General features: G+C 41.9%; 14 protein-coding genes and 1 rRNA gene. 9 read left to right on the forward strand and 6 right to left on the reverse strand.

The annotated features are described in order from the left end of the window. Positions 1–3 precede the first annotated feature (3 nt). The 6 genes from mnmG to rpmH form a co-directional block, all read right to left on the reverse strand. A complete protein-coding gene (gene mnmG, locus AC58QO_RS20395; protein ID WP_497268703.1) occupies positions 4–1,899 on the reverse strand; it encodes a tRNA uridine-5-carboxymethylaminomethyl(34) synthesis enzyme MnmG in 1,896 nt (631 codons plus the stop codon). A gap of 46 nt (positions 1,900–1,945) precedes the next feature. Then, the gene (gene mnmE / locus AC58QO_RS20400; RefSeq protein ID WP_497268705.1) at positions 1,946–3,322 is read right to left on the reverse strand and encodes a tRNA uridine-5-carboxymethylaminomethyl(34) synthesis GTPase MnmE; all 1,377 of its coding nucleotides are present in this window, start codon (positions 3,320–3,322) and stop codon (positions 1,946–1,948) included. Between the two features lie 74 nt (positions 3,323–3,396). Continuing rightward, entirely contained in the window at positions 3,397–4,014 is a 618-nt protein-coding gene (jag, locus tag AC58QO_RS20405; RefSeq protein ID WP_497268707.1) for an RNA-binding cell elongation regulator Jag/EloR, read from the reverse strand. Beyond that, complete coding sequence (gene yidC, locus AC58QO_RS20410) at positions 4,011–4,781, reverse strand: membrane protein insertase YidC (protein WP_497268709.1); 771 nt, start codon at positions 4,779–4,781, stop codon at positions 4,011–4,013. The genes jag and yidC overlap by 4 nt, the downstream gene beginning before the upstream one ends. A 71-nt stretch (positions 4,782–4,852) precedes the next feature. Beyond that, positions 4,853–5,212 (reverse strand): ribonuclease P protein component, encoded by a 360-nt coding sequence (rnpA, locus tag AC58QO_RS20415; protein WP_497268731.1) that lies wholly within the window; start codon positions 5,210–5,212, stop codon positions 4,853–4,855. Between the two features lie 137 nt (positions 5,213–5,349). Continuing rightward, positions 5,350–5,484, reverse strand: a complete 135-nt coding sequence (gene rpmH, locus AC58QO_RS20420) for a 50S ribosomal protein L34 (protein WP_028557239.1) — start codon at positions 5,482–5,484, stop codon at positions 5,350–5,352. Positions 5,485–6,123: 639 nt separating this feature from the next. Here rpmH and dnaA point away from each other — a divergent pair. The 9 genes from dnaA to AC58QO_RS20465 all read left to right on the forward strand — a co-directional run. Then, a complete protein-coding gene (gene dnaA, locus AC58QO_RS20425) occupies positions 6,124–7,491 on the forward strand; it encodes a chromosomal replication initiator protein DnaA (protein WP_497268711.1) in 1,368 nt (455 codons plus the stop codon). A gap of 180 nt (positions 7,492–7,671) precedes the next feature. Next, positions 7,672–8,814: a DNA polymerase III subunit beta gene (dnaN, locus tag AC58QO_RS20430; protein ID WP_497268713.1), complete on the forward strand. Its 1,143-nt coding sequence runs from the start codon at positions 7,672–7,674 to the stop codon at positions 8,812–8,814. Between the two features lie 14 nt (positions 8,815–8,828). Then, the gene (yaaA, locus tag AC58QO_RS20435; protein ID WP_497268715.1) at positions 8,829–9,044 is read left to right on the forward strand and encodes a S4 domain-containing protein YaaA; all 216 of its coding nucleotides are present in this window, start codon (positions 8,829–8,831) and stop codon (positions 9,042–9,044) included. A 27-nt stretch (positions 9,045–9,071) separates the two neighbouring features. Then, positions 9,072–10,190: a DNA replication/repair protein RecF gene (gene recF, locus AC58QO_RS20440; protein ID WP_497268717.1), complete on the forward strand. Its 1,119-nt coding sequence runs from the start codon at positions 9,072–9,074 to the stop codon at positions 10,188–10,190. Positions 10,191–10,195: 5 nt separating this feature from the next. Next, positions 10,196–10,444, forward strand: a complete 249-nt coding sequence (gene remB / locus AC58QO_RS20445; RefSeq protein ID WP_497268719.1) for an extracellular matrix regulator RemB — start codon at positions 10,196–10,198, stop codon at positions 10,442–10,444. 36 nt (positions 10,445–10,480) lie between these two features. Then, positions 10,481–12,397: a DNA topoisomerase (ATP-hydrolyzing) subunit B gene (gene gyrB / locus AC58QO_RS20450; RefSeq protein ID WP_497268720.1), complete on the forward strand. Its 1,917-nt coding sequence runs from the start codon at positions 10,481–10,483 to the stop codon at positions 12,395–12,397. 48 nt (positions 12,398–12,445) lie between these two features. Further along, positions 12,446–14,938 carry a DNA gyrase subunit A gene (gene gyrA / locus AC58QO_RS20455; RefSeq protein WP_497268721.1) on the forward strand — a complete coding sequence of 831 codons (2,493 nt, stop codon included), beginning with the start codon at positions 12,446–12,448 and terminating at the stop codon, positions 14,936–14,938. Positions 14,939–15,020: 82 nt separating this feature from the next. Continuing rightward, positions 15,021–16,085 (forward strand): HD-GYP domain-containing protein, encoded by a 1,065-nt coding sequence (locus AC58QO_RS20460; RefSeq protein WP_497268732.1) that lies wholly within the window; start codon positions 15,021–15,023, stop codon positions 16,083–16,085. Between the two features lie 374 nt (positions 16,086–16,459). Next, positions 16,460–16,567: ribosomal RNA gene (locus tag AC58QO_RS20465) — 16S ribosomal RNA — on the forward strand; the annotation flags it as partial.

Raw genomic sequence — 16,567 nt, forward strand, 5'->3', positions numbered from 1 at the left:
ATCTTAACCTCTTGCAGCAATGACTCTATTGTAGTGTTCCAAATAAACAAGCAATATGGAAATATCAGAAGGTGTAACCCCACTAATCCGCGAAGCTTGACCAATGGAGATAGGACGAATCTTAGCGAGCTTTTGTTTCGCTTCCGTAGCGATACCATGAATCTCACTATATTCAATGTCATCAGGAATCTTTTTCTTCTCCATTTTGCGCAAACGATCAACTTGATTACTTTGCTTTTCAATGTAACCCGCATACTTCACTTGAATACCGACTTGCTCCTTCATATCTTCATCTAACTCTAAAGGAGACATCGTCATTTGTTCAATATGTTTGTATTCAATCTCAGGGCGACGTAACAAGGAAATCGCTGGTACCGAATTCGTCAATTCTACACTTTCCAAGCTACGAAGCAATTCTTGAACGTGCGGCTCTGGCTTCACTTTCACTTCAGATAACCGAACGATTTCTTGCTCTACCAATGATTTTTTATTCAAAAATTTCGCGTAGCGCTCCTCAGAAATCAATCCAATTTCATGACCAATTGGCGTCAATCGTAGATCCGCATTATCATGGCGAAGCAACAAACGATACTCCGCACGTGAAGTAAGCAAGCGATACGGCTCACTCGTCCCTTTAGTCACGAGATCATCAATGAGAACCCCGATATAGCCTTCCGAACGATCCAATACAATGGCTTCCTTCTCCTGCACTTTACGAGCTGCATTAATGCCGGCCATGACACCCTGACCCGCAGCTTCTTCATATCCCGAAGTACCATTGATTTGTCCTGCCGTAAATAAACCACTAACTAACTTCGTCTCCAAGGAAGGTTTTAACTGCGTTGGCACAACCGCATCATACTCAATGGCATAACCCGTACGCATCATTTCCACTTTCTCTAAACCAGGAATGGAACGAAGAATTCCCAATTGAACATCTTCCGGCATACTCGTAGATAGACCTTGTACATAATACTCGGAAGTACTATGTCCTTCTGGCTCTAAGAAAATTTGATGCTTCGGCTTATCGCTAAAACGAACAATTTTATCTTCAATAGAAGGACAGTATCTAGGGCCGGTCCCTTCAATCGCACCAGAGAACATCGGAGCACGGTGCAGATTGTCATTAATAATCTGATGAGTCTCCGCAGACGTATACGTTAACCAACACGGAAGTTGTTCATTATGATTCGAACCTGTTTTCGTTTCGAAAGAGAAAAACTTCGGTTGCTCATCGCCTGGTTGAATTTCTGTTTTACTAAAATCAATCGTATCCTTATGAACACGCGGCGGCGTTCCTGTTTTGAAACGAACAAGATCGAAGCCCAGCTTACGCAGGGACTCTGATAGTTTTACAGATGGCTGTTGATTATTAGGTCCACTCTCGTACATCAGTTCGCCCATAATCACTTTACCGCGCAGATACGTACCCGTCGTCAAAACGACAGATTTTGCGTAATATTCAGCTCCTGTCTTGGTAATGAGTCCTTTACAAACACCATTCTCAACGATAAGCTCTTCCGCCATCCCTTGACGAAGTGTCAAATTCGGAGTAGCTTCGATTGTTTCTTTCATTTTATGCTGATACGAAAATTTGTCCGCTTGAGCGCGTAGTGCGTGAACAGCTGGACCCTTACCTGTATTCAGCATACGAAGTTGAATATAGGTTTTATCAATATTGCGACCCATTTCACCGCCGAGTGCATCGATCTCACGAACTACATGTCCTTTAGCCGGACCCCCGATAGATGGGTTGCAAGGCATGAAAGCAACCATGTCTAAATTGATCGTTAATAGCAACGTGTTGCAGCCCATGCGTGCTGAAGCCAATGCAGCTTCACAACCTGCGTGACCAGCACCGATAACAATAACGTCATAATCTCCTGCGTGATATCCCATAGAAACGTCCCTCCCTCTTTTATGAAAACGCAAATGCTGTCGATTTTCATTTTCCTAAGCAGAATTGTGTAAAAATTTGATCGATTAAGGACTCTCCTACCGAATCACCGATAATCTCCCCCAACTGCTCCCAAGCAGCTCGGATATCAATTTGAATCATATCAATCGGTACATATTGCTCATTCGCATCCAAGGCATCCTGTAAGGAACGCTTCGCCTGCTTCAACAACGAGATATGACGAACATTACTCACATACGTTAGATCACTCGATTCAAGCTTGCCTTCAAAGAAAATCGCAGCAATCGCTTTCTCCAAATCTTCAATACCTTTATTCTCAATCAGCGATAGCTCCACAATACGCTCTAGTGGGAAATAACTGAGTACTTGTTCCACGTCTAGCTTACGATCCAAGTCAATCTTATTCAAAATGACAATCGTTTGCTTGTCGGCCAACTGTTTCATTAGTGCGATCTCATCGAATTGAAGCTCATCATTACTATTCAACACAAGTAAAATGAGATCCGCTTCAGCTAACGCTGTCTTCGATCGTTCCACACCAATTTGTTCGACAATATCTGAGGTCTCACGTATCCCTGCCGTATCCAGCAGTTTCAACGGAATACCACCAATATTAACGAATTCTTCAATGACATCCCGCGTCGTCCCAGGAATATCCGTAACAATGGCCCGATTCTCTTGCGCTAATTCATTTAATAACGAAGACTTTCCAACATTAGGTTTACCAACAATCGCCGTCTCAATGCCTTCACGCAAAATCTTACCTTGTTCTGCGGTCACCAATAAACGATCAATCTCAAACATGACCGTGTCGCACTTCGTCTTAATGAAAGCATTCGTCATTTCTTCGACATCATGCTCTGGATAATCAATGTTAACCTCTACATGGGCCATTAACTCTACAAGAACATAGCGCAAATGCTTAATTTGCTTCGATAAATTGCCTTCCACTTGCTTCAAAGCGACTTTGAATGCTCGATCCGATTTAGCTCGAATCAAATCAATAACCGCTTCTGCTTGTGTTAAGTCAATACGACCATTCAAGAAAGCACGTTTCGTGAATTCACCTGGCTCAGCTAATCGAACACCTTGCGTAAGCAGTAAATCAAGCACTTTTTTAACAGAGACAATCCCGCCGTGACAGCTAATTTCGACGACATCCTCCATGGTGAAAGAACGTGGGGCTTTCATTAACGTAACTAGAACCTCCTCTACCTTTTCGGCAGAAGCAGGTTCTATAATGAATCCATAATGTACCGTATGCGTGTCAGCAACAGATAATTTCGTTTTTGAGCGGAAAATACGTTCAACGTATGTGACAGATTCCTCGCCGCTCACACGAATAACCGCTATCCCACCCTCACCAAGCGGTGTAGAAATAGCAGCAATCGTATCATTTAACATAGTATTTGCACCTCGAATTTACCTCATCTTAAAGAAAAAGCAATGACATATGAACCAAGTCATTGCAATCTGCGTTATTTAACAGCGATGACAACCCGACGATTCGGTTCTTCGCCTTTACTGTAGGTTTTGATAACAGGATGACCTTGTAATTCAGCATGAATGATTTTGCGTTCTTGCGAATTCATCGGCTCCAAGATGACTTCTTTTTTCGACTTAATAACGCGGTTAGCCAGTCTTAAAGCCAGCTCTTCCAACGTTTTCTTCCGACGATCACGGAAATTCTCCGCATCTAAGATGATACGGAAATGAGAATTCGCATACCGATTTCCTACAATATTAACTAAATACTGAAGTGCATCGAGTGTTTGTCCTCTTTTGCCGATCAAAATACCTAATTCCGAACCACTCATGTTTAAGATGTAGCCTTCACGATCTTTATGTGTATCTATGGTGATGGAAATTTGCATCGCTTCGAACATATCTTGTAAGAAAGCTATCGCTTCCTCAAGTGGATCAGGTATCAATTCGAGCTCAACCTTTGCAACTCTGGCTCCAATAAACCCGAACAACCCTCGTGAGGGCTGTTCCAAAATATGAATATGTACACGATCCTCCGAAACTTGCCATTGTGCTAGACCCGAATTAACCGCTAGCTCAATTGTCTTTCCAGTCACCACGATTTTCTTCATTTAGACAAGCCACCCTTATTATTTTGAGATCCAGGCTTTTTTTGTGAACCAGGAGAACCATAAATAAAGTAAGACTGAATAATTGTGAAAATGTTACCGTAAATCCAGTAAAGCGGAAGTGCCGATGCAAAATTCATGGACATGACGAAAATCATAACCGGGAAAATGTACATCAAGCTTTTCATTTGCTGATTCATTTGGGAAGACATAAACATTTGTTGAACGAACGTTGTAGCCGCGGCAACCAAAGGAAGGATGTACAAGTGATCCGGCTTTCCTAGATTCAACCATAGGAATGTGTGTTCATGAATTTCTTGATTTCGCATAATCGCTTGATACAAGGCGATAAGAATTGGCATTTGAACAATGATAGGGAAACAACCAGCTAGTGGATTGACACCATTCTGCTGAAACAATTTCATTGTTTCTTCTTGTTGCTTTTTCGCGTCATCTTTATATTTCTCTTTAAGCTTCTTCATTTCAGGCTGCAGATCCTGCATCCGTTTGGAGCTTTTGTATTGCTTAAGCGTAAGCGGCAAAATAATTAATCGAATAATGATCGTTACGACCAAGATGGACAATCCATATTGACCCCATAAGTGATCAGCGAACCAGTCAAGCGTTTGGGAAAGCGGGTACGTAAAATACTTAGTGAAGAAATTAGCCGTTTCTGGATCAATTGGCGTTGTAGCTGCACTAGGGGTACATCCTGATAGAAGCAAGATCACCGCAGACAGTGCTGCTAGCATATAAATTCGACGAGTCAAAATGAGATCCTCCTAAATGTCTTTTCCAACATAAACTATAACACATCTTAAGCTCGCAAGGAAATATTGCGTTACTTTTTTGTAGCATCAATTTTTCTATATAAAGAAGCTTTACGAATAACATGCCAAATACTCTTCTCCATGTCTGCATAGGCCATATCCAAAACTGGTTTTCTAGCCAACAGAATGTAGTCATATTGAGGTGTCATGTTTTCCTTTTTTAATCGAATGATTTCTTTCATCATACGTCTCAATCGATTACGAACAACTGCATTGCCGATTTTTTTGGAAACCGAAACACCGAAACGAAATTCTTCTGCTTTAGGCTGCGGCAAATAATAAAGAACGAATTGCTGATTAGCCATGGATTTCCCATAGCGGTATACCTTACTAAAGTCTTCTCTTTTCGCTAACCGATATTGTTTCTCCACAGCCATGTACACTCCAGACAGAATCACATTCATTAGTTGAAAGAACACTACATATCTTATCTAGTTTTAACAAAACCAGCTCGATGTAAACCGCACAACAAAATGCAAAAAAAAAAGCCCCTTTCGGAGCCTCTTCCTTACGCGCTAAGAACTTTTCTTCCTTTAAGACGACGAGCTTGTAGAACTTTACGACCGTTCTTCGTGCTCATTCTTTTACGGAAACCATGGTTCTTCTTACGCTTTCTCGTATTCGGGTTAAATGTTGGACCCATCTATAGCACCTCCCTACCTGGCTGAGGATATCCATCCTACAAAATTTCTACTACTCATTAAATCATTTTCACAGAAGAAAGTCAACCTACCCAAGTGTGCAGTATTTGGGAGTGAGGTTGGTAAGGTATTATTCGCAACTTCTGTCAAAAGAATAACCTGTGTATAAAGTTTTGACGAGAAAGAACAAACTTTGTCGAAAATCAACAGAATATCAACAATATCTTGTGTTGTGAACAATTTCTACCCACAAGCTGTTGTTATTGTGGATAATGCGAAACAATCCGTTGATTAACAGGGTATCTTTTGTTAAGATAGTAATGTTTCTGCTGTGGATATACGCCACTAACCCTCCAAGTTATCAACATCCTGTGGATAAAAATGTGCACAAACTACCCTCTACAAGAATAAGTTGTTTCTGCGGTTCCTTAATATTGTGGATAAAACCGACAAAAGTCATCCTTTTTTGACCCCAGTGGACATAAGATTCTTTTAGAAGATATTTGGGCACACTATATGCTAACTACCTATTCAATTAAGATTCCAACGTGAGTTTTCTCATTTTCACGTTTTATCCATACATCATAAACAACGTTTTCCTGGCCTATGCCACATGTTTGATTCAAAAGGAGTGAAGTACTGTGGAAGGCCATTCTACGGACCTTTGGCAACAAATTTTAACGATAATTCAAACGAAGCTCAGTAAGCCGAGCTTTGATACGTGGCTCAAATCAACCAAAGCGACTGTTTTCAACGATTCAACCGTCATCATTTGCGCACCTAATAATTTTGCGCAAGAGTGGTTAGAAAGCAGATACACGAAGCTGATCGAAACTACGATCTATGATTTTACCGGCAAGCATGTATCCGTTAAATTCGTCATCGAAACCGAAGAGCAGAAGTCGCAATCGACGACAGCGATTCAACCTGTTGTCATCCCCCCCAAAGGCCCGGCAATCGTTGCGGGTGAAGAAAACTTTACAAGTATGATGAACGCAAGGTACACCTTTGATACTTTCGTTATCGGTTCAGGCAACCGATTTGCTCACGCAGCCTCTCTTGCAGTAGCTGAGGCACCGGCGAAAGCGTATAATCCCCTCTTTTTATATGGGGGTGTTGGACTAGGTAAAACACATCTCATGCATGCGATCGGACACTATGTACTTGAACATAACCCAGGTTCTCGGGTTCTATATATATCCTCCGAAAAGTTTACTAATGAGTTCATCAATGCCGTCCGTGATAACCGCGGGGAAGGCTTTCGTAATAAGTATCGTACGATTGATGTACTGCTCATCGATGATATTCAATTCCTTGCAGGTAAAGAAGGAACGCAGGAAGAGTTTTTCCATACCTTTAACGCACTTCACGAAGAAGGTAAGCAAATTATTATCTCCAGTGACCGCCCGCCAAAAGAAATTCCAACCTTGGAGGATCGGTTGCGTTCACGTTTCGAGTGGGGTCTTATCACGGACATTCAGCCGCCTGACCTAGAAACGCGTATCGCGATTTTACGCAAAAAAGCCAAAGCTGAAAATCTCGAGATCCCGAATGAAGCGATGATCTATATCGCGAACCAGATTGATACGAACATTCGTGAGCTGGAGGGCGCTTTGATACGTGTTGTTGCGTATTCTTCCCTAATTAATCAAGATATTAGCGTTCATCTGACAGCTGAAGCATTGAAGGATATCATCCCTTCTAACCGTCCTAGAGTCATTACGATACAGGATATTCAGCAGCGAGTTGGAGAATTCTATGGTTTAAAGCTGGAAGATTTCAAAGCGCGTAAACGCACAAAAGCCGTGGCTTTCCCTAGACAAGTAGCAATGTACTTAGCACGGGAGCTCACAGACTTCTCATTGCCGAAAATCGGAGATAATTTTGGGGGTCGCGATCATACAACGGTTATACATGCGCATGAGAAAATCGTGCAGCAGCTGAAAGTCGATCAGGAATTATATAAGATTGTCCATAACCTAACGGAGCGCATCAAAAACCCCTCTTAATAACATCACATTTTACATCAGCCTATGCACAATCTATTCACATGTGGATAGGCTTGCTCTATCTCAGGTTCATCCACATATCCACATATCCAGAGCCCCTACTGCTATTACTAATAAAGAATGTTATTATATAATGATTATGCTAACGCATCGTAAAAAAAGAACTGCAGGAGTGAAGTCATGAAATTAACTATCCTAAAAGACCATTTAATTGAATCCATTGGTCACGTTTCCAAAGCCATATCCTCTCGAACAACGATACCCATTCTTACAGGGATCAAAATAGATGCAACCTTAAGCGGTGTAACGTTAACAGCCAGTGATACCGACATTTCCATTCAAAGCTTTACGGCCAGTGAAAACAGCACAATTAAAATTATTGAACTTATCCAAGCTGGGAGTGTTGTACTTCCTGCTAAATTTTTCGTTGAAATCATTCGTAAGCTGCCTGCTCAACTCATCGAAATTGAAGTCAGAGCTAACTTCCAAACCATCATCCGTTCAGGATCTTCTGAAATTCAAATCATGGGCTTAGATCCAGACGAATATCCACTTCTGCCTGAAATCGAAGAAAGCAAAATGCTTCGTCTTCCTAGTGATTTGCTTAAAACGATGATTAAACAAACGTCCTATGCGGTATCGACCAATGAATCAACACCAATTCTTACGGGTGTTCTTTGGAACATTACAGGAGATAAGCTGAAATTTATTGCTTGCGATCGTCATCGTCTGGCAAGTAGAGAAGTAACGGTTGATAATGATCTTGCGCAAAACCTGCCTAACATCGTTATTTCAGGACGCACCTTGAACGAATTAAGCAAAATTTTGCCTGATCAAAACACCCTTATAGATATAGTTATTGCGGACAACCAGGTTTTATTCAAAATTCAATCGATTTTATTTTATTCGCGTATTTTGGATGGTACTTATCCGGATACATCCAAGCTAATACCGCAATCTTTTCAAACCGAAATGGTTGTTCCAACCAAAGAATTGGCGGAAGCAATTGATCGTGCCTACCTTCTCTCCAAAGAAGACAAAACGAATATTGTTAAAATGATGATGCTCGAAGACAAAACCATCGAAATCTCATCGAGCTCTTCTGAGCTAGGTAAAGTAACTGAGCAAATTACTTTGCAGCATATTGTTGGTGATTTACTTAAGATTTCGTTTAACTCCAAATATATGTTGGATGCATTGAAGGTACTCGATTCCGAGTTTATTCAAATTGGATTTACCGGGGCTATGCAGCCAATCATTATGAAACCGCAAGATTCCACGAGTATTTTGCAATTGATTTTGCCATATCGCACAACGAATTAAGGGAGCGCTCTCGCATGAAACAAATAGTTATCAACACCGCATATATAACACTTGGGCAGTTTCTGAAATTATCGGACTGTATATCCACAGGTGGACAAGCTAAATTTTTCGTTGTGGAAACCAAAATCGAAGTAAACGGGCAAGCTGAAAATCGCAGAGGTCGGAAACTTGTGCCGCAGGACGTCGTGAAGGTGGAAGGTTTTGGACAATTCGAGGTCGTAAGCTCCTGATCGGATTACCCAGGAGGATGATCGGCCATGTTTCTGAATAAACTCGTACTCAGTCATTATAGAAATTACGATCATATTGAATTAACAACATCGAATAACGTCAATATTTTCGTCGGACCCAACGCACAGGGGAAAACCAACTTATTGGAGTCCATCTATGTAATGGCCATGACCAAGTCACATCGCACACACCAAGATAAAGAATTAATCGGTTGGAATGGTGAACAAACCCTGCTGCATGCAGAGATACAGAAAATGTACGGGAACTGCAAGCTGGATCTCTCTATCTCAACAAAGGGGAAAAAGGCGAAGATTAACGGACTTGAGCAAAAAAAGCTCAGTAATTTTATTGGTGCCCTAAATGTAGTGATGTTTGCGCCAGAGGATTTAGAGATCGTCAAAGGAACGCCAGGGATTAGGCGACGTTTTCTAGATATGGAAATAGGCCAAGTACAGCCGTCCTATATTCATGACTTATCGCAGTATCAGAAAATTTTGGTGCAGCGGAATAATTATTTAAAGCAAAATTACCCGGGAAAAAGCACTCCTGACGCGATGCTGGACATCTGGAATGAACAATTAGCACAGTATGGTGTTAAAATTATGAAAAAGCGTCAAAACTTTATAAAGAAGCTTCAGAAATGGGCGGAGAACATCCACAGAGGGATAACAAACGATAGTGAATCGTTGATTATTCGCTACTCCCCTTCTTTTGACATGGAGCCATTTGAAGATGAATCTGTTTTATTAAACCAATTTATGATAAAGTTATCTTTGGTGAAAGATCAGGAATTCCGAAGAGGCGTAACTTTGGTAGGTCCTCATCGTGACGATCTTCTCTTTTACATAAATGACAAAGAAGTCCAAACGTACGGCTCCCAAGGTCAGCAGCGCACAACGGCGCTATCACTCAAGCTCGCAGAGATTGAACTCATTCATGAGGAAGTGGGCGAGTATCCCCTGTTATTGCTAGATGATGTCCTTTCGGAGTTGGATGAATATAGACAGACACAGTTAATTCGCACGTTTCAGCAGAAAGTCCAAACATTTATTACGACAACAGGTCTAGAAAGTGTTCATTTGGACCAACTGGATCATGCTTCCGTGTTTCATGTTTTGAAAGGAAATGTAAGCGGCAGGAGCTGAGGAGCATGTTTATTCATTTGGGTGGAGAGAAAATTATTCGAGCCTCCGAGTTAATTGCTATTTTTGATATCTCGATTGAGAAATCGTCCAAAATATCAAAGCAGTTCATTCAACAAGCTTTAAAAGATAAAAGAACCGAGCAAATTGGTGAAGAAGATTGCAAGTCACTCGTCGTGACCAAAAACAAAGTGTATTATTCCCCTATTTCCTCAACAACGCTCAAGAAAAGAGCTAATCAGTTATTGACGAATTAACTTCTTTTTAATATAAAAAAGCAGGTGAAGAGTAGCATGTCTGTGAATCAAAATGCGTACGATGACAGTCAGATTCAGGTTCTGGAAGGTTTAGAAGCCGTTCGCAAAAGACCGGGTATGTATATTGGTTCAACCAGTGCCCGAGGACTTCATCATCTCGTTTGGGAAGTTGTAGATAATAGTATTGACGAAGCTTTGGCAGGATTCTGTACAAAGATTGATGTTATTGTTCATAAAAATAACAGCGTTACCGTTATTGATAACGGACGCGGGATTCCTGTCGGAGAGAATGCAAAGCTGAAAAGACCAACGCTTGAAGTCGTATTAACCGTGCTTCATGCAGGCGGTAAATTCGGTGGCGATGATTCCGGCTATAAGGTATCCGGTGGTCTACACGGTGTAGGTATTTCCGTTGTAAATGCGCTGTCAGAGCTTCTGACGGTTCAAGTAAAGCGTGAAGGCAAGATTCATCAGCAAGAATACCGCCGCGGTGCGCCGCAATACGACGTAAAGGTGATCGGTGAAACGGAAGAAACGGGCACGGTAGTCACGTTCCAACCAGATCCGGAAATTTTCAAAGAAACAACGGAATACGATTTCGATACGCTGCAATCCAGAATTCGTGAGCTTGCTTTCTTGAATAAAGGCATTGAGATTAACTTAATTGATGAGCGTACGGATACAGTAGCAACGCATATGTACGAAGGCGGGATTGTGTCCTTTGTGCAGCATTTAAATCGTAATCGTGAAGTCGTCAATGAAGTCCCGATCTATGTTGAAGGTGCCAAAGACAATATTTCGATTGAGATTGCGCTACAGTACAACGATAGTTATACCGAGAATATTTACTCTTTTGCTAATAATATCAACACACACGAGGGTGGAACGCACGAATCAGGCTTCAAAAGCGCATTGACGCGGATCCTGAATGACTACGCCCGTAAAAATAATTCCATCAAAGAAAGCGACTCGAATCTTTCTGGGGATGACGTGCGTGAGGGTCTTGCTGCGATTATTTCCGTGAAAATTCCAGAGCCACAGTTCGAAGGTCAAACCAAGACGAAGCTTGGAAACAGTGAAGTTCGTGGTATTGTGGAATCCCTTTTCGCAGAAAAATTGCAAGAATTCCTTGAAGAAAATCCAACTGTAGCGCGGAAAATCCTTGAAAAAGGTATTCAGGCTGCTAGAGCAAGAGAAGCTGCGCGCAAAGCCAGAGAATTAACTCGCCGCAAAAGCGCGTTAGAAGTCAGTGCCCTGCCTGGAAAACTAGCAGACTGTTCTTCCAAAGACGCTTCAATCAGTGAGATTTACATTGTAGAAGGTGACTCCGCAGGTGGTTCAGCTAAGCAAGGACGTGATCGTCACTTCCAAGCGATTCTACCTCTGCGTGGTAAAATTTTGAATGTAGAGAAAGCACGCTTGGATCGTATCTTATCTAATACCGAGATTCGCGCCATGATCACAGCTTTCGGCACAGGGATCAGTGATGACTTCGATATTGCCAAAGCACGTTATCACAAAATTATCCTTATGACGGATGCCGATGTGGATGGTGCGCATATTCGTACCTTGCTGCTTACCTTCCTATACCGCTACATGAAAAAACTAATTGAGACTGGCTATGTGTATATTGCGCAACCACCACTCTTTAAGCTTGAGCGCAATAAAACAATTCGATATGCGTATAACGAGAAGCAACGTGAAATCATTATGCAAGAGTTTGGTGAAGGCGTGAAAGTCAATGTCCAACGTTACAAAGGACTTGGCGAGATGAATCCGGGCCAGCTATGGGAAACAACCATGGATCCGGAAAGCCGTACACTCTTGCAAGTAACGATCGAAGATGCTATAGAAGCGGATACACTCTTTGATTCATTGATGGGCGATAATGTAGAGCCTAGACGTGATTTCATTGAGGAACATGCAAAATACGTGAAAAATTTAGATATCTAACGTCGTCCGAGACGTTGCAAACGATGTAAGCTTTCAGGAGGAACATTCATGAGCGAAGAATTACATTCGCAAGTCAAAGAAATTGACATTTCGACCGAAATGCGTACCTCTTTCTTAGACTATGCGATGAGTATCATTGTCAGTCGCGCACTGCCAGATGTTAGAGACGGTCTGAAGCCGGTTCATCGTCGTATCTTGTTTGCGATGTCTGAACTAGGCATGTCTCCAGATAAGCCACATAAGAAATCAGCGAGGATCGTTGGTGAAGTTATCGGTAAGTATCATCCACATGGTGATACGGCCGTTTACGAAACCATGGTTCGGATGGCACAAGATTTCTCTTTGCGTTATATGCTTGTTGATGGCCACGGTAACTTTGGATCCATCGACGGTGATATGGCGGCAGCTATGCGTTATACCGAAGCTCGTTTATCGAAGATTGCTATGGAACTTCTTCGTGATATTAACAGAGAGACTATCGATTATAAACCAAACTACGATGGTGAAGAAAACGAACCCGTCGTTCTCCCTTCTAGATTCCCGAACTTACTCGTTAACGGAAGCTCAGGGATCGCCGTAGGTATGGCAACGAATATTCCCCCACATAACCTAAGAGAGGTTATTGAGGGTATTCAGATGATGATCGAGAATCCGGATGTCACGCCGATGGAGTTAATGCAAGCGATTAAAGGACCTGATTTCCCGACGGCCGGATTCATACTTGGACGCGAAGGTATCAGATCAGCCTATACCACAGGTAGAGGCTCTGTTACGATGAGAGCTAGAACAGTTATTGAAGAGAATAATAACAAAGCTAGAATCATCGTGAATGAGCTGCCTTATCAAGTAAATAAAGCAAGATTAGTAGAGAAAATCGCTGAGCTTGTGCGTGAGAAGAAGATTGATGGCATCACAGATCTTCGAGATGAGTCCGACCGTAACGGGATGCGTGTAGTCATCGAGTTGCGACGTGATGTTAACCCTAACGTTGTTCTGAACAACTTGTTCAAACAAACGGCAATGCAATCAAATTTCGGAATTATTATGCTCGCTCTTGTCAACGGAGAACCAAAAGTTTTGAATCTTCGTGAGATGCTGCATTATTATCTTAAGCATCAGCAAGAAGTCATTCGTCGTAGAACCGAATTTGATCTGCGCAAAGCGGAAGCTAGAGCACATATCTTAGAAGGTTTACGAATTGCACTTGATCACCTGGATCAAGTAATCGCATTAATTCGTTCCTCTCGAACAACGGATGAGGCTAGAGAAGGACTCATGACAACATTTAGTCTGAGCCTTGATCAAGCACAAGCCATTCTCGATATGCGTTTACAGCGTTTAACTGGCTTGGAACGTGAGAAGATTGAAGCTGAATATGCGGAACTGATGAAGAGAATTGCTGAACTTAAAGCCATCCTTGCAGATGAGCAGCTAATTCTCGCAATCATTAGCGAAGAACTCAATGAAATTAAAGAAAAGTTCGGTGATGACCGACGTTCTGAAATTACCGTTGGTGAAGAAAGCATTGAAGACGAAGACCTTATCCCGCGTGAAGATGTCGTCATTACGATTACACATACAGGCTACATCAAGCGTCTACCGGTTACGACTTATCGGAACCAGAAGCGTGGAGGACGCGGTGTTGTCGGTATGGATACAAAAGATAATGACTTCGTCGAACATTTGTTCGTTACGAATACACATCATTATCTGATGTTCTTTACGAACAAAGGTAAAGTCTATCGTTTGAAAGCTTACGAGATTCCAGATTTGAGCCGTACAGCTCGTGGAACACCAATTATAAATCTGATTCAAATCGAACAAGGAGAAACCGTTAATGCGGTAATTCCGGTGGAAAGCTTTGAAACAGAGCAGTATCTCTTCTTTGCAACGAAGCAAGGGGTTGTAAAGAAAACGCCGATTGATGATTATTCCAACATTCGTAAAGGTGGGTTAATCGCCATCAATTTACGAGAAGATGATGATCTGATCGGAGTTAAACTAACGGATGGTAACCAGGGTATTATTATGGGGACCAAGCTAGGCATGTCCATCCACTTCCCAGAAAGCGATGTACGATCAATGGGTAGATCGGCTACGGGAGTTAAAGGTATACACTTGGATGATGAGGATGCCGTCATCGATATGGACGTTGTCCATGAAGATAATAGTGTACTAATTGTAACTTCCAAAGGCTTCGGTAAGCGTACACCAGTGTCCGAGTATCGGATTCAATCACGTGGCGGTAAAGGTATCAAAACGTTGAATGTCACGGAGAAAAACGGTCCGATTGTCGGTCTCAAAGTGGTACAAGAAGACGAGGATCTGATGATTATCTCTGCATCCGGTACAGTCATTCGTACAAGTATGGACGGCATCTCTGTCATGGGACGTAATACGCAAGGTGTTCGTCTGATTAACATACGTGAAGACGATGAAGTAGGAACATTAGCTCGCGTACAGAAGAATGAAGAGCAGAACGAGACTGAGGAAGACGGCGACTGGGAAGAATCCACAGAGTCCACAGAATCAGAGGAATAAAATGTAGGGATGGGGGCTTACAAACCCATCCCTTTTACTTTACAATATGGAGTATACGAAATAGTAAGGTGAGTGAATGACCGTGCCGACAGTAGCCGTTTCTCAATTAAAATATGGTGAAAGATTAGGCGATATCGTAATAACCAAGATGGGCAATACGCTTTTTCACAAAGGAAGAGTTATTCAGGAGAGGGAACTTGAGATTCTGAAAGCATTTCTTATTCCTTCTGTTTATATTGAATCCAAAAGCAACGAAGTAGAACAAGCGAGCGAAGAACCTAAAGCGAAAGAAGCTGAGACGGTACATCCGTTTTATTTGGAATATCAGAATATGGTGAAGCTGCTCAAAAGAGTCTTTCTTCTTGCTAATGGCGGCCAACAGCTTCCTATTTTGGAAATTCGGACAGGCCTAGAAGCGCTTATTCGCCATATTGATGCCTATAAAGTACTCACCTTCACTCCCAAAAATCGGCAGCTTCATGAGTATATTTATCATAAAAGTATTTTAGTGAGCTTAACCTCTTATTCACTTGCTAGATGGGCAGGTCTTCCTCAGAAGGATTTAGTCCAAATTGCACTAGCAGGGTTATTCCACGATATTGGTACTAGTAAAGTAGATCGTGCACTGCTAGAGAAGAAGACGCCTTTAACAGCTGTAGAGATGGATGAAGTCAAACAACATACACTGATCGGCTACCAAATTCTTAAGAATATGTCTGGTATCAACGAAGGTGTGAAGTTAACAGCTCTCCAACATCACGAACGTGAAGATGGCTCAGGCTATCCATTAGGTGTAAAGTCCGATAAGATTCATATCTATGCGAAAATCGTAGCCATTGCCGATATTTATAATGCGATGACGAATGAACGATACTACAAAGCAGCACTATCGCCTTACGTTGTATTAGAACAATTACTGAATGAATCCTTCGGTAAAGTAGATCCTACACTTGTCCAAGTCTTTATGAATAAATCTACGCAAATCAGTAACGGAACGCTTGTGAAGCTAAGTGACAACCGTGTGGGTGAGATCGTGTTCTCCGATCGCTCACATCCTACAAGACCGTGGGTTAATGTCAATGGTACAATCGTTAACTTAACCGTGGAGAGAAATCTATTTATTCAAGATGTGATTGGCCACATGTAAAATGGTACGTTAACCCTTTCTCGTTTAGAGAGAGGTTTTTTTTTATCCAAAGTCTCATTTCAAATGATTAAGCAAATAAAGCTTGCAATCCTTTGGGGGATTTGTTATATTACTCCTTGTCGCTTCGGCGGTCGAACGAAAGAACGAAAGAAATTTAAAAAAGTTCTTGCAATTGAGTAGGCCGATGTGGTATATTAATCAAGTCGCCTTTGAAGGGCGAAGGATTAAAAGGGGAATAATTGATCTTTGAAAACTGAACAACGAGTGAGTAAGCACGAACGAGAAATCGTTCGAAAAAGAGATTGCAAAATCTCGCTAGCAACGCAAATGAGCAATTAAGCTTTCAGATATACGGACGAGTAATCGTCCAAACTATTATGGAGAGTTTGATCCTGGCTCAGGACGAACGCTGGCGGCGTGCCTAATACATGCAAGTCGAGCGGGTTTATCCTTCGGGGTAAGCTAGCGGCGGACGGGTGAGT

The sequence above is a fragment of the Paenibacillus sp. J31R30 genome (assembly GCF_059692115.1).